20 protein-coding genes are annotated in these 24,948 nt (G+C 67.7%); 7 read left to right on the top strand and 13 right to left on the bottom strand.

The annotated features are described in order from the left end of the window. Positions 1-47: 47 nt before the first annotated feature. The 4 genes from glmM to ACE3SG_RS02945 all read right to left on the bottom strand — a co-directional run bounded on the left by glmM (position 48) and on the right by ACE3SG_RS02945 (position 5,114). Positions 48-1,403: a phosphoglucosamine mutase gene (glmM, locus tag ACE3SG_RS02930; RefSeq protein ID WP_374562469.1), complete on the bottom strand. Its 1,356-nt coding sequence runs from the start codon at positions 1,401-1,403 to the stop codon at positions 48-50. Positions 1,404-1,444: 41 nt separating this feature from the next. Beyond that, positions 1,445-2,230: a dihydropteroate synthase gene (gene folP / locus ACE3SG_RS02935; protein WP_374562471.1), complete on the bottom strand. Its 786-nt coding sequence runs from the start codon at positions 2,228-2,230 to the stop codon at positions 1,445-1,447. Between the two features lie 148 nt (positions 2,231-2,378). Continuing rightward, on the bottom strand, positions 2,379-4,262 hold the full coding sequence (gene ftsH / locus ACE3SG_RS02940) for an ATP-dependent zinc metalloprotease FtsH (protein ID WP_374562473.1): 1,884 nt from the start codon (positions 4,260-4,262) through the stop codon (positions 2,379-2,381). A 177-nt stretch (positions 4,263-4,439) separates the two neighbouring features. Continuing rightward, positions 4,440-5,114 (bottom strand): RlmE family RNA methyltransferase, encoded by a 675-nt coding sequence (locus ACE3SG_RS02945; RefSeq protein WP_374562850.1) that lies wholly within the window; start codon positions 5,112-5,114, stop codon positions 4,440-4,442. 20 nt (positions 5,115-5,134) lie between these two features. Here ACE3SG_RS02945 and ACE3SG_RS02950 point away from each other — a divergent pair, with 20 nt between their 5' ends. Then, the gene (locus ACE3SG_RS02950; RefSeq protein ID WP_374562475.1) at positions 5,135-5,611 is read left to right on the top strand and encodes a YhbY family RNA-binding protein; all 477 of its coding nucleotides are present in this window, start codon (positions 5,135-5,137) and stop codon (positions 5,609-5,611) included. Here ACE3SG_RS02950 and ACE3SG_RS02955 read toward each other — a convergent pair. The 4 genes from ACE3SG_RS02955 to carA all read right to left on the bottom strand — a co-directional run bounded on the left by ACE3SG_RS02955 (position 5,586) and on the right by carA (position 11,122). Then, a complete protein-coding gene (locus ACE3SG_RS02955) occupies positions 5,586-6,056 on the bottom strand; it encodes a DUF4149 domain-containing protein (protein WP_374562477.1) in 471 nt (156 codons plus the stop codon). The two genes, ACE3SG_RS02950 and ACE3SG_RS02955, sit on opposite strands and share 26 nt — an antisense overlap. Beyond that, a complete protein-coding gene (greA, locus tag ACE3SG_RS02960; RefSeq protein WP_374562478.1) occupies positions 6,053-6,529 on the bottom strand; it encodes a transcription elongation factor GreA in 477 nt (158 codons plus the stop codon). The genes ACE3SG_RS02955 and greA overlap by 4 nt, the downstream gene beginning before the upstream one ends. A 157-nt stretch (positions 6,530-6,686) precedes the next feature. Next, complete coding sequence (gene carB, locus ACE3SG_RS02965) at positions 6,687-9,941, bottom strand: carbamoyl-phosphate synthase large subunit (RefSeq protein ID WP_374562480.1); 3,255 nt, start codon at positions 9,939-9,941, stop codon at positions 6,687-6,689. Continuing rightward, complete coding sequence (gene carA / locus ACE3SG_RS02970; RefSeq protein WP_374562852.1) at positions 9,941-11,122, bottom strand: glutamine-hydrolyzing carbamoyl-phosphate synthase small subunit; 1,182 nt, start codon at positions 11,120-11,122, stop codon at positions 9,941-9,943. Before carA ends, carB begins: the two co-directional genes overlap by 1 nt. A 315-nt stretch (positions 11,123-11,437) precedes the next feature. Between carA and ACE3SG_RS02975 the strand changes: the two genes are divergently transcribed. Then, entirely contained in the window at positions 11,438-12,133 is a 696-nt protein-coding gene (locus ACE3SG_RS02975; RefSeq protein WP_374562481.1) for a Bax inhibitor-1/YccA family protein, read from the top strand. A 123-nt stretch (positions 12,134-12,256) separates the two neighbouring features. Next, positions 12,257-13,504 (top strand): NAD(P)/FAD-dependent oxidoreductase, encoded by a 1,248-nt coding sequence (locus tag ACE3SG_RS02980; RefSeq protein WP_374562483.1) that lies wholly within the window; start codon positions 12,257-12,259, stop codon positions 13,502-13,504. Between the two features lie 230 nt (positions 13,505-13,734). Here the strand turns inward: ACE3SG_RS02980 and rlmD are convergent, their stop codons facing one another. From rlmD to surE, 4 genes are all read right to left on the bottom strand, one after another. Then, positions 13,735-15,084, bottom strand: coding sequence for a 23S rRNA (uracil(1939)-C(5))-methyltransferase RlmD (gene rlmD / locus ACE3SG_RS02985; protein WP_374562485.1), 1,350 nt, complete (start codon positions 15,082-15,084; stop codon positions 13,735-13,737). Positions 15,085-15,163: 79 nt separating this feature from the next. Then, positions 15,164-16,045, bottom strand: a complete 882-nt coding sequence (locus ACE3SG_RS02990) for a peptidoglycan DD-metalloendopeptidase family protein (RefSeq protein WP_374562486.1) — start codon at positions 16,043-16,045, stop codon at positions 15,164-15,166. 32 nt (positions 16,046-16,077) lie between these two features. Continuing rightward, positions 16,078-16,902, bottom strand: a complete 825-nt coding sequence (locus ACE3SG_RS02995) for a protein-L-isoaspartate(D-aspartate) O-methyltransferase (RefSeq protein WP_374562487.1) — start codon at positions 16,900-16,902, stop codon at positions 16,078-16,080. After that, complete coding sequence (gene surE, locus ACE3SG_RS03000) at positions 16,899-17,672, bottom strand: 5'/3'-nucleotidase SurE (protein WP_374562488.1); 774 nt, start codon at positions 17,670-17,672, stop codon at positions 16,899-16,901. Before surE ends, ACE3SG_RS02995 begins: the two co-directional genes overlap by 4 nt. A 161-nt stretch (positions 17,673-17,833) precedes the next feature. On the opposite strand from surE, the gene ACE3SG_RS03005 reads away from it, so the two are divergent. The 3 genes from ACE3SG_RS03005 (at position 17,834) to ACE3SG_RS03015 (ending at position 22,086) form a co-directional block, all read left to right on the top strand. After that, the gene (locus ACE3SG_RS03005; protein ID WP_374562853.1) at positions 17,834-18,811 is read left to right on the top strand and encodes an NADPH:quinone oxidoreductase family protein; all 978 of its coding nucleotides are present in this window, start codon (positions 17,834-17,836) and stop codon (positions 18,809-18,811) included. A gap of 145 nt (positions 18,812-18,956) precedes the next feature. After that, complete coding sequence (locus tag ACE3SG_RS03010; protein WP_374562489.1) at positions 18,957-19,700, top strand: LuxR C-terminal-related transcriptional regulator; 744 nt, start codon at positions 18,957-18,959, stop codon at positions 19,698-19,700. A gap of 76 nt (positions 19,701-19,776) precedes the next feature. Beyond that, positions 19,777-22,086: a sensor histidine kinase gene (locus tag ACE3SG_RS03015; RefSeq protein WP_374562490.1), complete on the top strand. Its 2,310-nt coding sequence runs from the start codon at positions 19,777-19,779 to the stop codon at positions 22,084-22,086. Here the strand turns inward: ACE3SG_RS03015 and ACE3SG_RS03020 are convergent. Beyond that, the gene (locus ACE3SG_RS03020; RefSeq protein ID WP_374562491.1) at positions 22,037-23,575 is read right to left on the bottom strand and encodes a 3-hydroxyacyl-CoA dehydrogenase; all 1,539 of its coding nucleotides are present in this window, start codon (positions 23,573-23,575) and stop codon (positions 22,037-22,039) included. The genes ACE3SG_RS03015 and ACE3SG_RS03020 overlap by 50 nt on opposite strands. A gap of 189 nt (positions 23,576-23,764) precedes the next feature. On the opposite strand from ACE3SG_RS03020, the gene ACE3SG_RS03025 reads away from it, so the two are divergent. Next, on the top strand, positions 23,765-24,940 hold the full coding sequence (locus tag ACE3SG_RS03025) for an ABC transporter substrate-binding protein (protein ID WP_374562492.1): 1,176 nt from the start codon (positions 23,765-23,767) through the stop codon (positions 24,938-24,940). Positions 24,941-24,948: the final 8 nt, after the last annotated feature.

The following is a 24,948-nucleotide window of genomic DNA, read 5'->3' on the forward strand; positions in this document are numbered from 1 at the left end:
TCTTTCTTTTTCGGTCTTCGCCGCCTTGTTTCGGCCGACCGAGGCGCCTATCGCGCCGCCGCGGCGAGGTCGGCCAGGCGCTGCGCCAATTGCTTGGCCTGCTGCGCCTCGCGCGCCTCGACCATCACCCGCAACACCGGCTCGGTGCCCGAGGCGCGGATCAACACCCGGCCCGACCGGCCCAGCTCGGCCTTCACCGCTTCGATCTCGTGGGCCAGCGCCGTGTCGTCGGCCCAGTTGCAGCCATCGGCCAGCCGCACGTTGATCATCGTCTGCGGGAACAGCACCACCTCGCTCAGCAACTCGGACAGGCTGCGTCCGCTGCGCTGGACCGCTTGCAGCACCTGCAGCGCGCTGACGATGCCATCGCCGGTGCTGTGCTTGTCCAGCGCCAGCAAGTGGCCCGAGCCCTCACCGCCCAGCAGCCAGCCGCGCCGGCCCAGCTCTTCGAGCACGTAGCGGTCGCCGACCTTGGCCCGCACGAACTCGATGCCCTGCCCGACCAGCGCCACCTCGACCGCCATGTTGGTCATCAGCGTGCCGACCACGCCCGGCACCGGCTCGCCTTGCGCGCGGCGGTCCATCGCCATCAGGTAGACCAGCTCATCGCCGTTGTACAGCCGCCCTTCAGCGTCGACCAGTTGCAGGCGGTCGGCGTCGCCATCGAGCGCCACGCCATAGTCGGCGCCATGCTCCTTGACCGCGGCCACCAGCGCCTGCGGCGCGGTCGCGCCAAATCCGGCGTTGATGTTGGTGCCGTTCGGCGCGCAGCCGATGCTGATGACCTCGGCACCCAACTCGTGGAACACCGCCGGCGCCACCTGGTAGGCGGCCCCATGCGCTGCGTCGATGACCAGCTTCAGGCCCTTCAGCGTCAGCTCACCGCTGACGGTGGATTTGCAGAATTCGACGTAGCGGCCTTGCGCATCGCTCAGCCGGCGGGCGCGACCCAGGCGGGCCGAATCCACCCATTGCGGCGGCTCTGCCAAGGCCTCTTCGACGGCCAGTTCCCAGGCGTCCGGCAGTTTCTCGCCCTTGGCCGAGAAGAACTTGATGCCGTTGTCGGGAAACGCGTTGTGCGACGCGCTGATCACCACGCCCAGGTCCAGCCGCAGCGCGCGGGTCAGGTAGGCCACGCCTGGCGTGGGCAACGGGCCGGTCAGCAGCACATCGACCCCGGCCGAAGCAAAACCCGCCTCCAGCGCCGACTCCATCATGTAGCCCGAGATGCGGGTGTCCTTGCCGATCAGCACCGCCGGCGCACGCTTGCTGCCGCGGCGTTGCAAGCTCTGCTGCAACACGCGCCCGACGGCATGGCCAAGCCGCAGCGCGAAGTCGGCCGTGATCGGGTCTTGCCCCACCGTGCCGCGGATGCCGTCGGTGCCGAAATATTGGCGAGTCATGTTTTTGTGCTCCTCTTGAATCTCGATCTCAGTGAAAACGGTCAGGCAGCGGCGCCCAGGCCCGCGGCGTTCCAGACCTTCAGGGCGTCGACGGTGGCGGCCACGTCGTGCACCCGCACGATGCGAGCGCCACGCGCCACCGCCGCCAGGGCCGCGCCGACGCTGGCAGGCAGGCGCTGGTCCACAGGCCGGCCGGTCAGCTGGCCCAAAGTGCCCTTGCGCGACCAGCCCACCAGCAAAGGTGGGCCCAGCGCCAGCAGTTGTTCTTGCGCCCTGAACAGCGCCAGGTTGTGTTCGAGCGACTTGCCAAAGCCGTAACCCGGGTCGAGCACGATGCGCTCGGCGGCGATCCCGGCGGCCAGGGCCTGCTTCAGGCGTTGGCCGAGGAAAGCCGCCACCTCGGCCAGCACATCCTCGTACTGTGGGGCTTGCTGCATCGTGGCCGGCTCGCCATGCATGTGCATCAGGCACACGCCGGCACCGGCATGGGCAGCCACGGCCGCCAGCGCCCCTGGCCATTGAAGCGCACGCACGTCGTTGACGATGTCGGCACCGGCTTGCAGTGCGGCGGCCATCACCTCAGGGCGGCTGGTGTCCACCGACACGGGCACACCCAGCGTCACCGCGTGCCGCACCACGGGCAGCACCCGGTCCAGTTCGTCCGCCAACGACGGGGGCACCGAGCCCGGGCGGGTCGACTCGCCGCCGATGTCCAGGATGTCGACGCCTTCTGCCACCAGGCGATCGCAGTGGGCGCAGGCCTGGCTGGCGGCGGCGTGGTGGCCGCCGTCCGAAAAGGAGTCGGGCGTCACGTTGACGATACCCATCACCTGTGGGCGCGCAGCGAGGTCAATCGTGAAGCGGGCAGTCTGCCAAGTCAGCGGCACGGTGAAACGAAGGTCGTCCGAAGAGGGCAGCAAGCACAACGGGGCCCCGTGGCCCCGTTGATCAGGAAAGCAGCCGTGTGGGCCGGGCTCAGGCCGCGGCGGGCGCGCTGTCCGGGTTGACCGGCGGCGTGGCGCCGGCCGGGCGGTTGGCGGACGGCGTCCAGTCCTTCGGCGGACGCGGCGGCTTGTCGTTCATGATGTCGTCGATCTGCTCGCCGTCGATGGTTTCCCATTCGAGCAACGCCTTGGCCATCGCGTGCATCTTGTCCTGGTGGTCTTCGATCAGTTTGCGGGCGATCGCGTACTGCTCGTCGATGATGCGACGCACTTCGGTGTCGACCTTGCGCATCGTTTCTTCCGACACGTTAGTGGTCTTGGTCACCGAGCGGCCCAGGAACACTTCACCTTCGTTTTCGGCATAGACCATCGGGCCGAGCGAGTCGGTCATGCCATAGCGCATGACCATGTCGCGGGCAATCTGCGTGGCACGCTCGAAGTCGTTGCTGGCGCCGGTCGTCATCTGGTTCATGAAGACTTCTTCGGCGATGCGGCCACCGAACAGCATCGAGATGCGGCTGAGCATCATGATCTTGTCGGTGCTGTAGCGGTCCTTCTCGGGCAGCGACACCGTCACGCCCAGTGCGCCGCCACGCGGAATGATCGTCACCTTGTGCACCGGGTCCAGCTTGGGCAGCAGGCGCGCGATCAGGGCATGGCCAGCTTCGTGGTAGGCGGTGTTCTTGCGCTCTTCCTCGTCCATGACCATGGACTTGCGCTCGGTGCCCATGATGATCTTGTCCTTGGCGCGCTCGAAGTCGATCATCTCGACCACCCGGCCATTGCGACGAGCGGCAAACAGCGCAGCCTCGTTGACCAAGTTGGCCAGGTCAGCACCCGAGAACCCCGGCGTGCCGCGGGCGATGATGTCGGCCTTGACGTCGCCGCCCACCGGCACCTTGCGCATGTGCACGTTCAGGATCTGCTCGCGGCCGCGGATGTCCGGCAGCGTCACGTAGACCTGGCGGTCGAAGCGGCCCGGGCGCAGCAGCGCGGGGTCGAGGATGTCGGGCCGGTTGGTGGCCGCCATCACGATCACGCCGAGGTTGGTCTCGAAACCATCCATCTCGACCAGCATCTGGTTCAGCGTCTGCTCGCGCTCGTCGTTGCCGCCGCCCAGGCCGGCACCACGGTGGCGGCCCACAGCGTCGATTTCGTCGACGAAGATGATGCAGGGGGCGCTCTTCTTGGCCTGCTCGAACATGTCGCGCACACGGGCCGCGCCGACACCGACGAACATTTCAACGAAGTCGGAACCCGAGATCGAGAAGAACGGCACCTTGGCTTCGCCGGCGATGGCCTTGGCCAGCAGCGTCTTGCCGGTGCCCGGGGGGCCGACCAGCAACACACCGCGCGGAATGCGGCCACCCAGCTTCTGGAACTTCTGCGGGTCTTTCAGGAAGTCGACCAGTTCCTTGACCTCTTCCTTGGCTTCGTCGCAACCCGCGACATCAGCGAAGGTGGTGGTGTTGTTGGCCTCGTCCAGCATGCGGGCCTTCGATTTGCCGAAGCTGAACGCACCACCCTTGCCGCCGCCTTGCATCTGGCGCATGAAGTAGATCCACACGCCGATCAGCAGCAGCATCGGGCCCCAGGACAGCAGCAGCGTCTGCAGTAGCGAGGGCTCTTCGTCGGGCTTGCCGGACACCTGCACGCCGTACTTCATCAGGTCGCCGACCATCCACAGGTCGCCGGGCGACGAGATGGTGAAGGGTTGGCCGTCGTTCGGCGTCACCTTCAGCTGGCGGCCCTGCACCTCGACGCGCTTGACGCGGCCTTGCTTTGCGTCGTCCATGAACTGGGTGTAGGTCACCTGTTCATTGGTGCGCGGCTTGTCGAACTGCTTGAAGACGGTGAACAGCACCAAAGCGATCACCAGCCAAACGGCGACCTTCGAAATCCACTGATTGTTCACCGCGGTTCCTTTGCGAGATCCTGGTTGGATGTTCAGGCGGATGAGTCCACCTGCCACCCCAGGCATATAGGGTTGATTCTAGTCGACTCAATACCCCGCCATCCTGACAGAACGGGTTCCCCGTCAAGGCTGCCGGAACCGTCCAAACGCCCGGTTTTTCGAGTCATCACCCGTATTTCAGGGCTTTTTCAAGCCGATTCCGACCAAAAAGGTTTCGGACGACCGATCGCGCGACGCCTTGGGCTTGATCGGCTTGACGACGCGGAACTGCCGCTTGAACAGCTCTGCGAGCTGGCTGTAGCCGCTGCCGTGGAACACCTTGGCCACCAACGCGCCATCGGGCTTGAGATGGCGAACACTGAAATCGACCGCCAACTCGACCAGGTGCGCGATGCGCGCAGAATCCGCCGACGCGATGCCGGACAAGTTGGGGGCCATGTCGGACACCACCACGTCCACCGGCCTCCCGGCCAGAGCGGCCTCCAACTGGTGCATCACCTCGTCTTCCCGGAAGTCGCCCTGGATGAAGTGGACGCCATCGATCGGCTCGAACTCCAGCACGTCCAGCGCGATGATCGTGCCGTCGAGCTCACCGGTGGCGGCACCGCCCACACCCGCGGCCTTGGGCGCAAAGCGCCGGCGCAGGTACTGGCTCCAGGCACCGGGCACGGCGCCCAGGTCCACGACCACCTGGCCGGGATGGATCAGCTTGAACGCCTCGTCGATCTCTTTCAGCTTGTAGGCCGCACGCGCCCGATAGCCCTCTTTCTGGGCCATCTTGACGTAGGGGTCGTTCATGTGGTCGTGCAACCACGCCTTGTTGACCTTCTTGCTTTTCGTTTTGATTTTCATGCGGCGGAGATAATAGAAGGATGCCTGCAATTACTCTGACACCCGCCGAACGCAAAGAACAGCGGGGCTTGGCCCATCACCTCGACCCGGTGGTGATGATCGGCGCCGAGGGCCTGACCCCCGCGATCGTGAAGGAAACCGATGCCGCCTTGAAGGCCCACGGCCTGATCAAGGTACGCATGTTCTCGGACGACCGCGCCAACCGTGAAGCCACCCTGGCCCAACTGGCCGACACGCTGAACGCTGCGCCCGTGCAGCACATCGGCAAGCTGCTGGTGCTGTGGCGACCGCTGCCGCCCAAGGCCAAGGTCGAGAAAGAAGACCGCATGCCCGGCCCGCGCACCGTGAAGATCGTCAGCTTCTCCAAGAGCGGCACCCACCGGCCGACGGTCAAGAAGGTCAAGGTCTTCGGCAACGAGCGGGTCGCCGCCGGCGGCCAGATCAAACGCGCCAAGGTGCGGACCACCAGCGTCAAGAAGAAGGCGCAGCAGGGCTGACGGGGCCGGCCACCGGGCCGCTCGCCGCGCGCCAGGCCAGCCCGAACACCACCAGCGTCTTCACGCCGAACAAGCCCAGGCTGACGGCGTGCAACTGGCCGAATGTCCAGCGGCCCTCGCCCGCCTTGGCTGCGGCCATCATCGGCTGAAGACCGAAGTAGCCGGCAACGGTGCAGAACACGGCCACCAGGGCCAGCAGCATCGGCGTAGACAGGCGGGCGCTTCCGTCCGACGAGCTCGCTGCGCGCCGCTCGAGCAGCAGGCACGACACGCCCAGCGCGAGGCTGAGATAGGCCTCTTGCACAAAGATACGGCCAACCACGCGGCCGGCATCTGGTGACGCCAACGCGGCGAACGCCGCTGGCGTGGCGATCAGCGCGATGCACAGCAGCGCGCCAGCCCACAGGCCAGGCAGCAGCCGCCGCGCGCGCTCGAGCAGGCTCACTGGTAGCGCACCGCCACGATCTCATAAGTCTTCACGCCGCCGGGTGCGCGCACCTCGGCCACGTCGCCGGCCTCTTTGCCGATCATCGCGCGCGCGATCGGCGAGCTGATCGAGATCAGGCCCAGCTTCAGGTCGGCTTCGTCGTCGCCGACGATCTGGTAGGTCACCTTGGCGCCGGATTCCTCTTCTTCGAGCTCGACCGTGGCGCCGAAGACCACGCGACCACCGGCGTCGAGCATCGACGGATCGATGATCTGCGCCGCGGCGAGCTTGCTTTCGATTTCCAGGATGCGGCCTTCGATGAAGCCTTGCTTGTCCTTGGCCGCGTCGTACTCGGCGTTTTCGGACAGGTCGCCCTGCGCCCGCGCCTCGGCGATCGCCTGGATCACCGCGTGGCGCTCAACGGTCTTCAGCCGCTGCAGTTCTTCCTTCAGCTTTTCGGCGCCGCGCGTGGTCAGAGGAATGGTGCTCACTGGAAATACCTTCGCTCAGGACTCGCCGGATGCAGCCCTGGGCAGGCCGGCAAACCCCTGAAATTCGTGGGAAAAAGGAAAACGCGCCAACTGGCGCGCTTGGAGGGAAGTTTAGAGCAGATTGGGCGGGCTGCAAGCCCGCACCAACCCCGTGGGATCAGCCCAACGCCGCGTGCAGCTCTTGCAGCGACAGCACGTTCGGGTCGTCCTGGTGCTTCAGCGCTTCGGTGGCAGCTTCGCAGCCGGCCATCGTCGTGTAGTAAGTCACCCGGTGCGCCAACGCCGCGGTGCGGATGTAGCGCGAGTCGGCAATCGCCGTGCGCGTTTCGTCCACCGTCGTGAAGACGAGCTGGATCTCGCCGGCCTTGATCATGTCGGCGATGTGCGGCCGGCCGTCTTTGACCTTGTTGACCAGCTTCACCGGCACGCCGGCCGCCGCGATGGCCGCCGCGGTGCCCTTGGTGGCCACCACCTGATAGCCCAGGTCGACGAGGTCACCAGCCACCTTGACGGCGCGGTCCTTGTCGTTGTTCTTGACCGTGATCACCACCGTGCCCTTGGCCGGCAGGCGTGAGCCCGCGCCGAGCTGGCTCTTCAGCATCGCTTCGCCGAAGCTGTAGGCCACGCCCATCACCTCGCCGGTCGAGCGCATCTCGGGGCCGAGGATCGGGTCGACGCCCGGGAACTTGTTGAACGGGAACACCGCCTCCTTCACGCTGAAGTAAGGCGGGATCACCTCGCGCGGCGCCTTGCCGTCCTTGCCGCGCTGGTCGGCCAGCTTCTGGCCCGCCATGCAGCGCGCGGCGATCTTCGCCAGCGGCTGGCCGGTCGCCTTGGAGACGAACGGCACGGTGCGCGACGCACGCGGGTTCACTTCCAGCACGTAGACGATCGATTCGTCGCCCTCGCCCTGGATCGCGAACTGCACGTTCATCAGGCCGACGACCTTCAGCGCCCGCGCCATCAGCGCGGTCTGGCGCCGAAGCTCGTCCTGCAGTGCCGGCGGCAGCGAGTACGGCGGCAGCGAGCAGGCCGAGTCGCCCGAGTGCACGCCGGCTTGCTCGATGTGCTCCATGATGCCGCCGATCATCACGTCGCGGCCGTCGCTGATGCAGTCGACGTCGACCTCGATCGCATCGTCGAGGAAACGGTCCAGCAGCACGGGCGACTTCTCGCTCACGCGCACCGCCTCGCGCATGTAGCGCTCGAGATCCTTGTCGTCCTGCACGATTTCCATCGCGCGGCCACCCAGCACGTAGCTCGGGCGAACGACCAGCGGGTAGCCGATCTCGTGGGCCATCGCCATCGCGCCCTCTTCGGTGCGCGCGGTGCGGTTGGGCGGCTGCTTCAGGCCCAGCTCGTGCAGCAGCTTCTGGAAGCGCTCACGGTCTTCGGCCACGTCGATCGAATCGGGGCTGGTGCCGATGATCGGCACGCCCGCGCGCTCCAGGTCCAGCGCCAGCTTCAGCGGCGTCTGGCCGCCGTACTGCACGATCACGCCGACCGGTTTTTCCTTGTCGACGATCTCCAGCACATCTTCGAGCGTCACCGGCTCGAAGTACAGGCGGTCGCTGGTGTCGTAGTCGGTCGACACGGTTTCGGGGTTGCAGTTGACCATGATGGTCTCGTACCCGTCTTCGCGCATCGCCAATGCCGCGTGCACGCAGCAGTAGTCGAACTCGATGCCCTGGCCGATGCGGTTCGGCCCGCCGCCCAGCACCATGATCTTCTTCTTGTCGGTCGGCTCGGCCTCGCACTCCTCGTCGTAGGTCGAGTACAGGTACGCCGTTTCCGTCGCGAACTCGGCTGCGCAGGTGTCCACGCGCTTGTAGACCGGGCGCACGCCCAGCGCGTGGCGCTTGGCGCGCAGCTCGTGCTGGTTGGTGCCCAGCAGTTTGGCCAGGCGCTTGTCCGAGAAGCCTTTGTGCTTCAAGAAGAACAATTCGTCCTTGCTCAGGCTTTCCAGCGAGCGGCCCGCGAGTGCCTTCTCGGTCGAGACGATCTGCTCGATCTGGGCCAGGAACCAGGGGTCGATCGCCGTCTCGGCAAAGATCTCATCCAGCGTCATGCCGATGCGGAAAGCGTCGGCCACGAAGAGGATCCGCTCGGGGCCGGCTTCGCCGATCTCCTGGATGATGTCTTCACGATCGGTCGAGCGCTCGGTCAGGCCGTCGATGCCGGTTTCGAGACCACGCAGCGCCTTCTGGAAGCTTTCCTGGAAGCTGCGGCCCATGGCCATCACCTCGCCCACCGACTTCATCTGCGTCGTCAGGTGCGAGTCGGCGGCCGGGAACTTCTCGAACGCGAAGCGCGGGATCTTGGTCACCACGTAGTCGATCGAGGGCTCGAACGAGGCCGGCGTGGCGCCGCCGGTGATGTCGTTGCGCAGCTCATCGAGCGTGTAGCCCACGGCCAGCTTGGCGGCCACCTTGGCGATCGGGAAACCGGTGGCCTTGGAGGCCAGCGCCGACGAGCGCGACACGCGCGGGTTCATCTCGATCACGATCATCCGGCCGGTGTCGGGGTTGATCGAGAACTGCACGTTCGAGCCGCCGGTGTCCACGCCGATCTCGCGCAGGATCGCGATCGACGCGTTGCGCAGCAGCTGGTATTCCTTGTCGGTCAGCGTCTGCGCCGGGGCCACGGTGATCGAGTCGCCGGTGTGGATGCCCATCGGGTCGAGGTTCTCGATCGAGCAGACGATGATGCAGTTGTCCGCCTTGTCGCGGACGACCTCCATCTCGTACTCTTTCCAGCCGATCAGCGACTCTTCGATCAGCAGCTCGTTGGTCGGCGACAGGTCCAGGCCGCGCTTGCAGATCTCTTCGAATTCCTCGGGGTTGTAGGCAATGCCGCCGCCCGTGCCACCGAGCGTGAAGCTGGGGCGGATGACCATCGGGAAGCCCGAGCCCCCGACTTCGGCCTGGATGCTCTTCTGCACCGCCCAGGCTTCGTCCATCGTGTGCGCAATGCCAGACTTGGCCGAGCCCAGGCCGATCTTGGTCATCGCGTCCTTGAACTTCAGCCGGTCTTCGGCCTTCTCGATCGCGTGCTCGTTGGCACCGATCATCTCGACGCCGTACTTGGCCAGCACGCCGTGCTTGTGCAGGTCGAGCGCGCAGTTCAGCGCGGTCTGGCCGCCCATCGTCGGCAGGATGGCGTCGGGGCGCTCTTTCGCGATGATCTTCTCGACCACCGGCCAGGTGATCGGCTCGATGTAGGTCACATCGGCCGTGTCCGGGTCGGTCATGATGGTCGCCGGGTTCGAGTTGACCAGGATGACCTTGTAGCCCTCTTCGCGCAGCGCCTTGCAGGCCTGCGCGCCGGAGTAGTCGAACTCGCAAGCCTGGCCGATGATGATCGGGCCGGCGCCGATGATGAGGATGCTCTTGATGTCGGTGCGCTTGGCCATTAGTTCTTCTCCGCCTTCTTCTCGGTCATCAGCGCTGTGAATCGGTCGAACAGGTAGTTGATGTCGTGCGGGCCGGGGGAGGCTTCCGGGTGACCCTGGAAGCAGAAGGCCGGCTTGTCGGTGCGAGCCAGGCCTTGCAGCGTGCCGTCGAACAGGCTCACGTGCGTCGGGCGCAGGTTGGCCGGCAGCGTCTTCTCGTCGACCGCGAAACCGTGGTTCTGGCTGGTGATCGACACGCGGCCCGAGTCCAGGTCTTTCACCGGGTGGTTCGCGCCATGGTGGCCGAACTTCATCTTGAAGGTCTTGGCCCCCGACGCCAGCGCCATGATCTGGTGGCCCAGGCAGATGCCGAAGGTCGGGATGCCGGTGTCGATCAGCTCACGCACGGCGGCGATCGCGTAATCGCAAGGCTCGGGGTCACCGGGCCCGTTCGACAGGAAGATGCCGTCGGGCTTGTGCTTCAGCACCTCGGCGGCCGGCGTCTGCGCAGGCACCACCGTGACCTTGCAGCCTCGCTCGGCGAGCATGCGCAGGATGTTGCGCTTGACGCCGAAGTCATAGGCCACGACGTGGAATTTCGGGTCGACCAGCTTGCCGTAGCCGGGCGTGCCGTCTTCGCGGGTCAGCTTCCACTCGGTCTCGGTCCACGGGTAGGCGGCATCGACGCTGACGACCTTGGCCAGGTCCTGCCCCGCCATGCTCGGCGCGGCCTTGGCGCGCGCCACTGCGTCGGCGATCTCGGCCTCGGTGACCCGGTGGCCTTCGGCAAAGGTCGCGATGCAGCCGTTTTGGGCACCGGTCGTGCGCAGCACGCGCGTCAGGCGGCGCGTGTCGATGTCGGCGATCGCCACCGTGCCCTGCTCGCGCAGGTAGCCCGACAAGGTTTGCGACTGGCGGAAGTTGGACACGCGGACCGGCAGGTCCTTGATGATCAGGCCGGCGGCATGGACTTTGGACGCCTCGACATCCTCGGCGTTGACCCCGTAGTTGCCGATGTGCGGGTACGTCAGCGTGACGATCTGCCGGCAGTAGCTGGGGTCGGTGAGGATTTCCTGGTAGCCGGTGAGCGCGGTGTTGAACACCACTTCACCGACCGTGTGACCGGCTGCGCCGATCGAGGTGCCGGAAAAGACCGTGCCGTCTGCGAGAGCCAGGATGGCGGGCGCCACAACGGGCACCAGGGATTCGGACACCTGGGAAGACGGAAGCGGCAACAATGGAAACTCCGGTGTTCGCGCACCCAGCCCGGGCCCACTACCGCCTCGATGGATCGAAGGCTAGGGCAGGACTCGAGAGGAAACCGTGAGGGGGAGTTTCGCTGGGCGGCTGTGTTTTCGGGTAAACCCGCTAAGTATAACCGGAGCTCGCCGAACGTCCAAGCCAGCGGCTGCCTCCACCCGCCTCGCGCCACGCGGCCGCCCAGGGCGCGGAACTAGAATCGGCGCTCACCGGTCTGACCTGTGCGCTTCGGCGCAACTGCAATCAACGGAGGTTCCATGAACGAAAGCCTGCAAACCTACACCGGCGTCGCCGGATCGGGCTCGCTGGCCGCGCAACGCAACCGCGTACTGCGCAACACCTACTGGCTGCTGGCCCTGTCGATGATCCCCACGGTGCTGGGCGCCTGGGTTGGCGTGTCCACCGGCGTCGTCGCCGCGATGAGCCCTGTCGCCGGCCTGATCGTGTTCATGGTCGGCGCGTTCGGCTTCATGTTCGCGATCGAGAAGACCAAGCATTCGGCCGCCGGCGTCGGCGTGCTGCTCGCCTTCACCTTCTTCATGGGCCTGATGCTCTCGCGGCTGCTGGCCGCGGTGCTGGGCTTCAAGAACGGCAGCGCACTGGTGATGACGGCCTTCGGCGGCACCGCCGGCGTGTTCCTCGCGATGGCGATGCTGGCCTCGGTGATCAAGCGCGACCTGTCCGGCATGGGCAAGTTCCTGTTCGTCGGTGCGCTGGTGATCATGGTGGCCGGCATCATCAACGTGTTCGTGCAATCCACCGCGGCCTTCCTGACGATGTCGGTGCTGTGCATCGGCCTGTTCTCGGCCTTCATGGTGTACGACCTGAAGCGTGTGATCGACGGCGGCGAAACCAACTACATCAGCGCCACGCTGGCGCTGTACCTGGACATCTACAACGTGTTCCAGAGCCTGCTCAGCCTGCTGGGCATCTTCGGCGGCGAGAGCGACTGAGCAATCGTTGGCGCGGGCTCGCGCCAAGCCGAGACCAAGGGCCCCGCGCGGGCCCTTTTTCTTTGACGCCGGGCGGCACAATGGAAGCCGCCACCCCTTTCCGCTCGCCTGCCCTTTCTCACGATGAATGTCCCGGACTGGAACCAGCCCTTGGCCGCACTGCCCGCGCGTTGCGAGGTGCTCGTGGTCGGCGCCGGCCCGGCCGGCAGCGCCTGCGCCCGCCTGCTCGCACATGCCGGCCGCGACGTGGTGCTGGTCGACGCACAGGCCTTCCCGCGCGACAAGGTCTGCGGCGACGGGCTGGTGCCGGACACCCACGCCGCGCTGCGCCGGCTCGGGGTGCATGAGCGGGTGATGGCGCTCGCCCACCGCGCCAAGGCGGCGCAGTGCGTGGCCCCGAGCGGTGGGTTCATCGACGTGCCGGGCGAGCTGGCCGTGCTGCCGCGCCGCGAGTTCGATGCGCTGCTGTGTGCCGCCGCGGTAGAGGCCGGCGCCCGCATGGTGGCGCCGGCGCGTTTCATCGTCCCGCTGCACGACGACAGCGGTCGAGTGGTCGGCGCCCGCTTCGGCCATGCCGGCTCGACGCAAGAGGTCCGTTGCCGCTGGCTCGTGCTGGCCACCGGGGCCGCGCCCGCTGCGCTGCTGGCCGCCAACCTGTGCGAGCGGCGCACGCCCAGCGCGATGGCGCTGCGCACCTATGTGCGGCACGCCGGCATGGTCGACGAGATCCCCAACCTGCGCTTCGTCTGGAACCGGCGCCTGAGCGGCGGTTACGGCTGGATCTTCCCGGCACCCGACGGCACGTTCAACATCGGCGTCGGCCTGCTCGACAGCCACGTCCTGCGCGGCGACGACAGCACGCCGCACAAGCCCCGCAACCTACGCGAGTTGTTCAACGATTTCCTGGCGATCGACCCGCTGGCCGCGCGCCTGATGCGCGAAGGCGAAGTGCTGGGCGAGCTCAAGGGCGCGCCGCTGCGCTGCGACCTGCGGGGTGCAAAGTGGGCAGCGCCCGGCGTGCTGGTGACCGGTGAGGCGGCTGGTGCCACTTACGCCTTCACCGGTGAAGGCATCGGCAAGGCGCTGGAAACTGGCATCGCTGCCGCCGAGAGCCTGCTGGTGGCGCCCGATGGCGCGGACGACCCGGTCCTTGCCGACTATCGCCGCCGCCTGGACGGCCTGCGCCCCCGCTTCGAGATGTACCGCAAAGCCGCCAGCTTCAACCGCTACCCGTTCTTGGTCAGCCTGGTGATCTGGCGTGCCCGGCACAGCCAGCGCATGACCGACCGGCTGTCCGACATCCTGAACGAGCGCCGCATGCCGGGCAGCCTGCTGTCGTGGCGGGGGTTCAAGAGGATGATGTTCGGGTAGATGAGGCCCCCACGCCCCTCCCGGGGCTGCCCCCCATGGGGGCTCGCGCAGCGGACTGGCAGAGCCAGATCCGCGCACGCCACTTGACGGTGGCGGCGCTGCGCGCGCCTAGGGCCCCCAGCTTCAGCTTAGTTCGAAGACGGCGATGCTTTCGACGTGGGCGTCGCGCAGTGGACTGGCGGAGCCAGATCCGCGCACGCCACTTGACGGCGACGGCGCTTCGCGCGCCTTCAGGGGCGCTCGAAGACGGCGATGGATTCGACGTGGGCGGTGTGGGGGAACATGTTGACGGCGCCGGCTGCTGTGCATCGGTAGCCGGCCACGTTGACCAGCAGGCCCGCGTCGCGCGCGAGCGTGGCGGGGTTGCAGCTGACGTAGACGATGCGTTGGGGTGGCTGCCAGTCGTCGCGGGGTGATTCGGCCAGGTCGGCCACGGCCTTGGCCAGCGCGAAGGCGCCCTCGCGCGGCGGGTCGACCAGCCATTTGTCGGCGCGACCGAAGGCCACCAGATCGTCGGGCGTCAGCTCGAACAGGTTGCGGGCCGCGAAGCTGGTCTTCGCAGCCAGGCCGTTGCGCGCGGCGTTTTGCCGCGAGCGCTCGACCAGCACCTCGCTGCCTTCGATACCCAGCACCTCGCGCGCCTGGGTGGCCAGCGGCAGCGTGAAGTTGCCCAGGCCGCAGAACCAGTCGATCACCCGTTCACCGGGCTGCACCTGCAGCAGGCGCAGCGCGCGGCCGACCAGCACGGTGTTGATCTGGTGGTTCACCTGGGTGAAATCGGTCGGCTTGAACGGCATCGTCAAGCCGAATTCGGGCAGCGTGTAGGCCAGCTCGGGGCCGCCATCGTCGAGCAGGTGCACGGTCTCAGGCCCCTTGGGCTGCAGCCACCACTGCACGCCGTGCTTCGCGCCGAACTCACGCAAGCGCGTCACGTCTGCGCCAGACAAGGGCTCCAGATGGCGCAGCACCAAGGCCGTCACGGCCTCGCTGCCAGCCAGCTCGATCTGCGGCAGGCGGTCGCGCCCGTCCATCGAGCCGATCAGCTCGCGCAGCGGCAGCAGCATGTCGCTGACGCTTCGAGGCAGCACGTGGCATTCGCTCATGTCGGCCACGTAGCGCGATTTGCGCTCGTGAAAGCCGACCAGCACCGTGCCCTTCTTGGCCACATAGCGCACCGAGAGTCGGGCGCGCAGCCGGTAGCCCCAGGTGGGGCCTTCGATCGGCCGCAGCATGCGCTCGGACTTCACCTTGCCCAGGTGGGCGAGGTTGTCTTCCAGCACGCGCTGCTTGATCGCCACCTGCGCGCCAGCATGCAGGTGCTGCATCTTGCAGCCGCCACAGGCGCCCGCATGCAGGCCGAAGTGCGGGCAGGCCGGGCGAACGCGCTGCGAGCTTTCGCGCCGCATTGCGCGCATCGTCGCCTGCTCCCACTGGTTCTTGCGCCGGCCGACGTCGACCTGCACCTGTTCGCCAGGCAGCGCCCCTTCGATGAAGACGACCTTGCCTTCGCTGTTGTGGGCCACGCCCTGGGCTTCGATGTCGAGCGATTCGACGGTCAGCCACTCGTCTGGTTGGGTCATGAGAATCTCGTGCGGGACTGCGCAAAGGCCGACGCCGCCCGAAGGCGGCGCCATGGAGCCGAAGCAGAGTTGGGGCCTGTCAGCGTGCGGGCAACAGCTTGGCGGGGTCGACGGGCTTGCCCTGGCGGCGCACCTCGAAGTGCAGTTGCACCCGTTCAGCGTCCGACGATCCCATCTCGGCGATCTTCTGCCCCTTGCGCACGACCTGGTCTTCCTTCACCAGCAGCGTCTGGTTGTGGGCGTAGGCCGTGAGGTAGGTGGCGTTGTGCTTGACGATGACGAGGTTGCCATAGCCGCGCAGGCCCGAGCCGGCGTAGACCACGCGCCCATCGGCCGCGGCGTAGACCGGGTCGCCGACCTTGCCGGTGATGGCCAGGCCCTTGTTGCGCGATTCGTCGAACGGCGTGGCCACCGGGCCGGCGGCGGGCCAGGCCCACTGCACGTCGTCGTCGTTGTCCTTGGCAGGCACCGCGGGCGCGACGCCCGACGCCGCCGGCGGGGCGCCCGAGGCGGCGGTCGCCGGCGGTTTGGCGCTGCCATCGAGCGGCTTGGTCTCGATCTTCGGCGGCGTCACCGGCTTGGTGCTGACCGTGGCCTCGCCGGCCGGCGGCAACACGCGCAGCACCTGGCCGACCTCGATCACGTTGGGGTTGTCCATGCCGTTCCAGCGCGCGATGTCGCGCCAGGCCTGGCCAGACTCCAGGGCGATGCGCATCAGCGTGTCGCCCGGCTTCACGGTGTAGGTCGCCGAGCGCGTATCGCCCGCCGCACTGGCCGGCGCAGAGGCCGGCTTGGCGGCCTCGGGTGCCGAGGCCGGTTTGGCGGCAGCGGCCGGGGCCGTGGGCCGCACCTCTACCGGGGCCTGGTTGCGGGGTGACGCGCAGCCGGCCAACAGCAACACGGTGGCTGCGGCCAACAGGCCGAGCGATCGTGTTGTCCAACGCCCTTTTATGGTGCTCATCGGGTAGTGGGTTCCCTGTGCTGTTGTCAAGGTCAATGGGTGCCGGATTTTAAGGGGACGAACTGCACCGCCTCGCCGAGGCGGCGGTGCAGGCCCTCAGGTGTGCGGTCGACGATCACGAGCACCTGGCCGCGGCCATCGGCCGAGCGCGCCGGCGCCACCAGCCGGCCGCCCACGGCCAACTGGTCGAGCCAGGCGCTGGGCAGGTCGTCACCGCCCGCTGCGGCGATGATGGTGTCGTATGGCGCGTTGGGCGGGTGGCCGCGCATGCCGTCGCCATAGACCAGGCGGCAGCGTGGCACCTGCAGGCGGTGCAGATGGCGGGCGGCCAGTTCGTGCAGGGCCTTCAGGCGTTCGACCGAGATGACCTGGGTCGACAGCTGCGCCAGCACCGCGGCCTGGTAACCACAGCCGGTGCCGATCTCGAGCACACGGCCCAGGTGGCCACGGCCCCGGGCGTTCTCGCCCAGGTACAGCCACTCGATCATCCGCGCGACGACCGAAGGCTTGGAAATCGTCTGCGACAGGCCGATCGGCAAGCTCGTGTCTTCGTAGGCCTGCGCGGCCAGCGCCGAGTCGACGAACTCGTGCCGCAGCACCTGGCCCATGGCCTGCAGCAGCGGCTCGCAGCACACGCCGTCGGCCCGCAGGCGCTGCACCATGCGGTGCCGCACTGGCGCGCTGTCGAGCCCCAGGCCGCGCGGCGCCACGGTGCGGGCGGCGTCCAATGCTGCTTCATGCAGCAGGCGCTGGGGCCTCAGCAGCGGCGGCGCCTGGGTGGCACTGATGGGGCTGCGGCTGTCAAGCGAAGCTGGAAAGCGCGCCGGCCGCGCAGGCGCGGGCTTCTTGTCGCTCATGCCCCACCCAGCCGCGCCCGCCAATCAGGCAGCGCGGCGTGGTCGGTCAGGTCGACCTGCAGCGGCGTGATCGATACCTGGCCGTTGGCCACGGCGTAGAAATCGGTGCCCTCGCCGGCTTCGCGTGCATCGCCTGCCGGCCCGATCCAATAGACCGGCTCGCCGCGCGGGCTGATCTGGCGAATCACGCCTTCGCTGGCATGGCGCCGGCCCAGGCGGGTGGTGACCCAGGGCAGTTGATCCGCATCGGGCCTGTTCGGGATGTTCACGTTCAGCAGCCACGGCTTTTGCGCCGGCGGCCGTTGCAGCACGGACTCGAGCACCGCCTCGACGACCTTGCGCGCCACGCGGGCGGCGGCGTCCAGGTGCGTCCAGCCCTTTTCGGCTTGCGAGAAGGCGATCGCCGGGATACCGAACAAGTAACCCTCCATCGCGGCGGCCACGGTGCCCGAGTACAGCGTGTCGTCGCCCATGTTGGCTCCCTGGTTGATGCCCGAGAGCACCAGGTCGGGCTTGTGCGGCAGCAGGCCGGTCAGCGCGATGTGCACGCTGTCCGACGGCGTGCCATTGACGAAGCGAAAGCCTTGCACCGGCTCGCCGCGTGCTTCGTGCACCGTCAAGGGCCGCGTCAGGCTGAGGGCGTTCGAGGTGCCACTGGCGTTCTGCTCGGGCGCGATGACGTCGATCTCGCCCAGGCCCTGGCAGGCCTGGACCAGCGCAGCGATGCCCGGTGCGAGATAACCATCGTCGTTGGCGATGAGGATGCGCATGCGACCGATTGTAGGCAGCCGCAACAGCTGGTCACTTGTTTTGATGCCGCCAGGTTGTACCGGCTCGTGCCGCCAACGCATCGAAGTCACCCAGGCGACGAGCGAACACCCCTGGCTTGCCTATGATCAAGTCCCATCAGAACACCTTCTTGGAGCGCAGCATGCACGCCTGGCTTTGTGAAACCACCACCGGCCCGGGCGACCTCGTCTGGCGCGAGCTGCCCACGCCTGAACCGGCGGCCGACGAGGTGCGCGTGGCGATCCACGCCGCCAGCATCAACTTCCCTGATCTGCTGACGGTCGAAGGCAAATACCAGGTCCGGCCGCCGCTGCCTTTTGTGCCGGGGTCTGAATTCGCCGGCAAGGTCGACGCGGTGGGCTCTGCCGTCACGTACCTGAAGGTGGGCGACCCGGTGGCCGCAATCGGCAGCTCGGGTGGCTTCGGCACCCACGCGTGCATCAAGGCCGCGCAAGCCATCCCACTGCCACCCGGCTTCGCGCTCGAAGACGCCGCCGCCTTTGCCTTCACCTACGGCACTTCGCACCATGCGCTGCTCGACCGCGGCCAGCTCAAGGCCGGCGAGACGGTGCTGGTGCTCGGCGCCGCGGGTGGCGTGGGCACCGCGGCCGTGCAGATCGCCAAGGCCGCCGGCGCGAAGGTGATTGCCGCGGCCTCCACCGACGAGAAGTGCGAGGCCTGCCGGGGCATCGGCGCCGACGAGACGATCAACTACAGCCGCGACAACCTGCGCGACGCGCTGAAGACGATGACCGGCGGCCGCGGCCCGGACATCATCTACGACCCCGTGGGCGGTGACCTGGCAGAGCCCGCCTTCCGCTCGATCGCCTGGCGCGGCCGCTACCTCGTGGTCGGCTTCGCGGCGGGCGGCATCCCCGCCCTGCCCTTCAACCTGTCGCTGCTGAAGGGCGCGTCGATCGTCGGCGTGTTCTGGGGCGACTACGTGCGCCGCGAGCCCGCCGCCAACGCGCGCGCGCTGGGCGAGCTGGCCCGCTGGTACGCCGAGGGCAAGATCAAGCCGCTGATCGACACCCTGCTGCCGATGAGCGAACTGCCCACCGCCTACCGCCGCATGGCCGAGCGCGCCATCAAAGGAAAGCTGGTTCTGGTCAACCGCTGATCCATATCACGATGGACTCCTGAGCCTTTCCCCCTAAGAATAGGGAGAGGGAAGGGCCTGGGCACGTCCCCCAAAAGGGGGCTCGGTCCCCCCTCGGCACGCTGCTAGCATGCCGCCCGACGCTAGGTTGTAAAGGGAGCGCGTAATGACCGTGAAGGTGCTGATCCTCGAAGACAACCCGGTGGCCCGCGATTTTTTGTCGCGTGTGCTGCGGGAAAGCTTCAGCGATCCGATTTCGATCACCGAGGCGGGGGACCTCGAAACCGCACGCGAGCAGATCGCGTTGACGGGTCCACAAGGCCTGCACGGCGCTGACCCGTTCAAGCTGATGCTGGTCGACTTGGAACTGCCCGATGGCAATGGCCTGGAGCTGTTGGCCGAGCTGACGCAGTACCCCGCCACCAAGGTGGTGACGACGCTGTATTCGGACGACGACCACCTCTTCCCGGCGCTGCAATGCGGCGCCGATGGCTACTTGCTGAAGGAAGACCGCTTCGACGTGCTGGTCGAAGAGCTGCGCAAGATCGTGCTCGGCCAGCCGCCGCTGTCGCCAGCCATCGCACGCCGGCTGTTGACGCACTTCCGCCATGGCTCGGCCGCCGATTCGGCCGCGCCCGCGCCGGCCAGCAGCTTCTCGAGCGCCCCCAGCGGCAGCGCCGGGCAAAAGCCCGTGCCGATCGAGAAGCCGGTCGACCTGCCCCACCTGACGCCCCGCGAAATCGAGGTCTTGACGTACCTGAGCAAGGGTTTCACGATCAAGGAGATCGCCAACCTGATGGGCATCAAGTGGTTCACCGTCAACGATCACATCAAGTCGATCTACCGCAAGCTCAACGTTTCCAGCCGCGCCGAAGCGGCGGTCCTGGCCAGCAAGCAAGGCCTGGTCTGAGCCCCGCCCGGCCCCCCGTCGGGGCCGGGCATCCTCTCTCCGTGATTTGGACACCGCGCAAGGCGGTGGGCGGCCCATGAGTTCCACCACCACGGCCGCGGACGACGCGCCCGACACCGGCGTGCCCAGCGACAGCGGCTGGCCCCACACCACCGATTCGCGCTTCAGCGAGCCCAGCAGCTTCGGCAGCACCGCCGCCGCCGCGATGGCCGGCGGCACGCCGCGCATCGGCTGGCGCCGCCAGGCCTTGCTGCTGGCCGCGGTGGTCGCCTGCCTGACCGTCTTCTTGCTGGCGCGGGTGATGGCCAACAACCCGCATGTGGCCGCCGACTGGCGCGTCACCCACGACGGCGGGCTGGAGCTGGTCTACACCAACCTGCCGGGCCTGAAAGAACAGGTCGGCCACGAGCTGGCCAGCATCGAGACGGCGCCGGGCTCCGCACTGGCCTTCGATGCCCTCGCGCTGACACACTCGGCGCGCTGGCTGGCCGACGACGCGCTGCGCGAGCGCCTGATCAACACGCGGCTCACCGTGGCACGGGCGGTCGAATCCGGCCACATCGTGCTGGTCTTCCGCGACGGCCACCGTGTCGACGTGATCCCTCGCCCGCGCGGCTACGCAGGCCTGGGCGCGATGTTCTGGCTGCTCAGCGCCTTCGCGATGGTGCTGTTCCTGGTCGGCTGGATCGTGCCGCTGGTGCAGCCGCAGTTGCGCAACCTGCTCTACGCGCTGATGGCCTTGTCGCAGGCCGGCCAGTTGCTGCTGGCCGCCATCGGCTCGGTGCCCGGGCTCACGTTGCCCAGCGCGCTGGTGCTGCGCGAGCATTCGCTGCTGACGATGCTCGACCTGGCCACCGGCGCCGCGATCCTGCACGCCACGGCGCTGCACCCCTACCGCTCGCGCTGGCGCGTGCTGCCGGTGCTGCTCAGCTGGGGTGCCACGCTGGGCTTCGGCATCTACGCGGTGCTGGGCCAGCAGCCACACCACTGGTGGACGGCCCAGTCGCTGCTGATCGGCGACGGCTTGCTCTGCATCGTCTTCCTGGCCTGGCCCGTCGGGCCGCAGCCGCACCCGTTTGCGGTGGTGATGCGGCGCTTCGCCTCGGTCACGGTGGGCGCGCTGGTGCTGCTGACGCTGGCGGTGGCGCTGGTGCCGCACATGCCGCCCGATGTGCAGCCACTGGCCGCTGTCGGCCCGGTGATCTGGAGCGTGTTCTTCGCGTCGGTGATCCTGATGGTGCCATTCATCTCGCGCTCACAAAACGTGATGCGCGAGTTCGCGATGCTGGCCGGCGTGAGCACCGTCGCCACCTCGGTCGACCTGCTGTTCGTCGCGGTGTTCTCGTTCAGCCAGTTCGCCTCGCTGACGCTCTCGCTGTTCCTCGCGCTGGGCGCCTATGCGGCCGTGCGCCAGTGGCTGGTCAACCAGATGATGGGCGCGCGCACGCTGACCACCGAGCGCATGTTCGACCACCTCTACCGCATCGCGCGCGAGGTCGAGGCCAAACCCGAGCGCGCCGCCGACCGCATGGCCGACCTGCTGCGCCACGTGTTCGAGCCGCTGGAAACCACCCGCACCGGCGGCCAGGGGCGGCAGAGCCGCGTCGTCGCCAATGGCGCGGTGCTGCTGGTGCCGGCGCCCAACCTGACGCAAGGCCCGATGCTCGACGGCCAGATCGCGCTGCGCTTCGCCGAGCGCGGCAAGCGCCTGTTCACGCCCGAAGATGCACGCTTGGCCGACCGCATCGTCGAGCAGCTGATGCGCGCGCTGGCCCACGACCGCGCGGTCGAGCGCGGCCGCAGTGAAGAGCGGGTGCGCATCGCGCAAGACCTGCACGACGACATCGGCGCACGCCTGTTGACGCTGATGTACAAGGCCCAGAACAAGGAGATGGAGGACTACGTCCGCCACACCCTGCAAGACTTGAAGACGCTGACGCGCGGGCTGGCCGCGTCGACCCATTCGCTCGCGCTGGCCGCTGCCGAATGGAAGACCGACATCACCGCGCGCCTGGAGGCCGTGCGCTGCGAGCTGGAGTGGAGCGCCAGCTTCGACGAAGACCTGACACTGACGATCATCCAGTGGTCGTCACTGACCCGCATCATGCGCGAGCTGATCAGCAACATCATCGCCCACTCGAAGGCGACCCAGGTGCTGATCGAGATGCGGCTGCACGAGGGCCTGTTCACCGTGACGATCAGCGACGACGGCGTGGGCCGCACGCCGGCCAAGTGGTCTCACGGCCTGGGCCTGGGCGGCATCCGCAAGCGCGTGAAGCTGATGGGGGGCTCGGTCTCGTGGCGAGAGCGCGAGCCCAAGGGCATCGTCTGCCTGGTCAGCGTGCCGAACCTGGACGGGGTTGGCGCCGGCGCAGCCAAGGGCTGACGCGGTAGCGCTCGCCGCGGTAGAAGCGGTCGAGCTGGTCGATCAGCTCGACGACCGCGGCGCCGTCCCAACGGGCCAGCCACTCGAACGGCCCGGCCGGGTAATTGACGCCCAGCTTCATCGCCAGGTCGGCGCCCTCGGCGTTGCACACGCCCTGCTGCACCGCATCGGCCGCTTCGTTGATCAGCATCGCCACGGTGCGCGCCACGGCCAGGCCGGGGGCATCGTCCAGCTGCTGCGGTTGCACGCCGGCACAGGCCAGCAGCGCCGCCGCCTGGTCCAGCCATGCGTTGTGGGCAGAGGCCGCACCGGCATAGGCCAATGAGGCGCCGGCCGGCAGCTCGGCGATCGGCAGGTCGAACACCACCATCTCGGCGCAGGCTTCGTCGGCCGCGCGCTGGGTGGCGCTGCGGCCATCGGTGAGCGCGAGGCGGCGGCCTTCGGATTCGAGACCGATCCATTCGGACGCCATCACCTGCTCAACGGCCACACCGGCGGCCGACAACGCGTCGCGCCAGCGTTGGCCAAAGGCCGCCATCGCCGATCCGCCCTGCCCGGCCCCATGCCAGCGCACCGTCGCCGGCAAGGCACCGTGGCGTGCAGCCGGCAAGGCCGGTGCCGCCACGCCGTCGCCATAGGCAAAGAAGCCGCGGCCAGACTTGCGGCCCAGCAGGCCACCATCGACCATCTCGCGCTGCACCAGCGAAGGCTGGAAGCGCTTGTCGTAGAAGTTCGCCTGGTAGACCGACTCGGTGACCGAGAAGTTGGTGTCGTGGCCGATCAGGTCCATCAGCTCGCACGGGCCCATGCGAAAGCCGGCGCCGCGCAGGCACGCGTCCAGCACCGCCGGCTCGGCCGCGCGCTCCAGCAGCAGCGCCAGCGTCTCGGCGTAGTACGGCCGCGCGATGCGATTGACGATGAAGCCCGGCGTCGAGCGGGTGTGCACCGCCGTCTTGCCCCAGCTCGTGGCGAGCTTGAACACCTGCTCGGCCACCGCCGCATCGGTCTGCAAGCCCGACACCACCTCGACCAGCTTCATCAGCGGCACCGGGTTGAAGAAATGCATGCCGACCACGCGGCCCGGCGCCTTCAGGCCGTTGGCCAATGCGGTGATCGAGATCGACGAGGTGTTCGATGCCAGCACCGCGTCGGGCGACACACAAGCCTCGAGCTGGAGCAGCAGCGTGCGCTTGGCCTCGAGGTTTTCAACGATGGCCTCGACGACCAGGCCTGCATCGGCCGCGTCTTCCAGCCTGGCCACCGGCGCAATGCGCGCCAGCGTGGCGTCGGCCGCATCGCCGGTCAGCTTGCCTTTGGCGACCAGGCCTTGCAGTGTCTGGCCCAGCTTGTCGCGGGCGGCCGCGGCGGCGCCTTCTCGGGCGTCGAACAGCATGACGCGGCGCCCGGCCTGTGCGGCCACTTGCGCGATGCCCGCGCCCATGATGCCCGCGCCGACCACCAGGACGGACGGAAGCTGCGATTGGTTCATGATTGAAGTTCTCCTGGGCGAAGCATACCGTTGGCAGGGTATGCACTATATTGCCTAGTCATTGTATATAGCGGTAGTCTTGATACCAAGCAAGCACAATGATGCATCTCCGAGCGCCCGGTGCTTGCCCTAGCGGCGCCTTTGGGCGGCTGCGACTACCCTCGGTCGACAACCCACACGGAGACTTCGATGACCCTGCGCCGCACGCTTCTCGCCACCGCCGCCCTGGCCGCCTGCGCCCTGATCGCCGGCCCCGCCGCAGCCCAATCAGCGCCGAAGCTGAAGGTCGGCCTGATGCTGCCCTACACCGGCACCTACGCCGCGCTGGGCAATGCGATCGAGAACGGCTTTCGCCTGTACGTGAGCGAGCAAGGCGGCAAGCTGGGCGGCCGCGAGGTCGAGTTCTTCAAGGTCGACGACGAGAGCGACCCCGCCAAGGCCACCGACAACGTCAACAAGCTGGTCAAGCGTGACCAGGTCGACGTGCTGGTCGGCACCGTTCACTCCGGCGTGGCGATGGCGATGGCCAAGGTCGCGAAAGAGACCAACACGCTGCTGGTGGTGCCCAACGCGGGCGCCGATGCCGTGACCGGCCCGCTGTGCGGCCCGAACATCGTGCGCAGCTCGTTCTCGAACTGGCAGCCCGGCTATGCGATGGGCGAGGTGGTGGCCAAGAAGGGCCACAAGAAGGTCGTGACCATCACCTGGAAGTACGCCGCCGGCGACGAGTCGGTCAAGGGCTTCAAGGAGGCCTTCGAAAAGAGCGGCGGCCAGGTCGTGAAAGACCTGTCGCTGCCCTTCCCTAACGTCGAGTTTCAAGCGCTGTTGACCGAGATCGCGGCGACCAAGCCCGACGCCGTGTTCACCTTCTTCGCCGGCGCCGGCGCGGTGAAGTTCGTCAAAGACTACGCCGCCGCGGGCCTGAAGAAGAACATCCCGCTCTACGGCTCGGGCTTCCTGACCGACGGCACGCTCGAAGCGCAAGGCGCCGATGCCGACGGCATCCTGACCGCGCTGCACTACGGCGACAGCCTGAACACCCCGCGCGACAACGCGTTCCGCCTGGCCTATGCCAAGACCTACAAGCTGCAGCCCGATGTCTACGCCGTGCAAGGCTACGACGCCGGCCAGATCCTCGGCACCGGCCTGGCCGCCGTGAAGGGCGACGTCAGCAAGAAAGCCGAGTTTGCCGCCGCGGTGCAAAAGGCCAAGATCGACAGCCCGCGCGGGCCGTTCACCATCAGCAAGGCCGGCAACCCGGTGCAAGACTTCTACCTGCGCCAGGTCTCGGGCAAGGAGAACAAGGTGATCGGCGTCGCGTCGAAGGCGCTGGCCGATCCCGCGCGCGGCTGCAAGGCAAGCTGAGCGGGTCG

The sequence above is a fragment of the Ideonella sp. genome, from assembly GCF_041914305.1.
Classification (GTDB): Bacteria; Pseudomonadota; Gammaproteobacteria; order Burkholderiales; family Burkholderiaceae_C; genus Ideonella.

Bases quoted from the DNA above. Each gene is read 5' to 3' on its own strand.
- folP (WP_374562471.1), bottom strand. From the start codon at position 2,230: ATGGGTATCGTCAACGTGACGCCCGACTCCTTTTCGGACGGCGGCCAC.
- ACE3SG_RS03005 (WP_374562853.1), top strand. From the start codon at position 17,834: ATGCACGCCTGGCTTTGTGAAACCACCACCGGCCCGGGCGACCTCGTC.
- ACE3SG_RS02975 (WP_374562481.1), top strand. From the start codon at position 11,438: ATGAACGAAAGCCTGCAAACCTACACCGGCGTCGCCGGATCGGGCTCG.
- ACE3SG_RS03020 (WP_374562491.1), bottom strand. From the start codon at position 23,575: ATGAACCAATCGCAGCTTCCGTCCGTCCTGGTGGTCGGCGCGGGCATC.
- ACE3SG_RS02995 (WP_374562487.1), bottom strand. From the start codon at position 16,902: ATGAGCGACAAGAAGCCCGCGCCTGCGCGGCCGGCGCGCTTTCCAGCT.
- surE (WP_374562488.1), bottom strand. From the start codon at position 17,672: ATGCGCATCCTCATCGCCAACGACGATGGTTATCTCGCACCGGGCATC.
- carB (WP_374562480.1), bottom strand. From the start codon at position 9,941: ATGGCCAAGCGCACCGACATCAAGAGCATCCTCATCATCGGCGCCGGC.
- rlmD (WP_374562485.1), bottom strand. From the start codon at position 15,084: ATGACCCAACCAGACGAGTGGCTGACCGTCGAATCGCTCGACATCGAA.
- glmM (WP_374562469.1), bottom strand. From the start codon at position 1,403: ATGACTCGCCAATATTTCGGCACCGACGGCATCCGCGGCACGGTGGGG.
- ACE3SG_RS02980 (WP_374562483.1), top strand. From the start codon at position 12,257: ATGAATGTCCCGGACTGGAACCAGCCCTTGGCCGCACTGCCCGCGCGT.
- ACE3SG_RS02990 (WP_374562486.1), bottom strand. From the start codon at position 16,045: ATGAGCACCATAAAAGGGCGTTGGACAACACGATCGCTCGGCCTGTTG.
- ACE3SG_RS03015 (WP_374562490.1), top strand. From the start codon at position 19,777: ATGAGTTCCACCACCACGGCCGCGGACGACGCGCCCGACACCGGCGTG.
- ACE3SG_RS02945 (WP_374562850.1), bottom strand. From the start codon at position 5,114: ATGAAAATCAAAACGAAAAGCAAGAAGGTCAACAAGGCGTGGTTGCAC.
- ACE3SG_RS02950 (WP_374562475.1), top strand. From the start codon at position 5,135: ATGCCTGCAATTACTCTGACACCCGCCGAACGCAAAGAACAGCGGGGC.
- ACE3SG_RS03010 (WP_374562489.1), top strand. From the start codon at position 18,957: ATGACCGTGAAGGTGCTGATCCTCGAAGACAACCCGGTGGCCCGCGAT.
- ACE3SG_RS03025 (WP_374562492.1), top strand. From the start codon at position 23,765: ATGACCCTGCGCCGCACGCTTCTCGCCACCGCCGCCCTGGCCGCCTGC.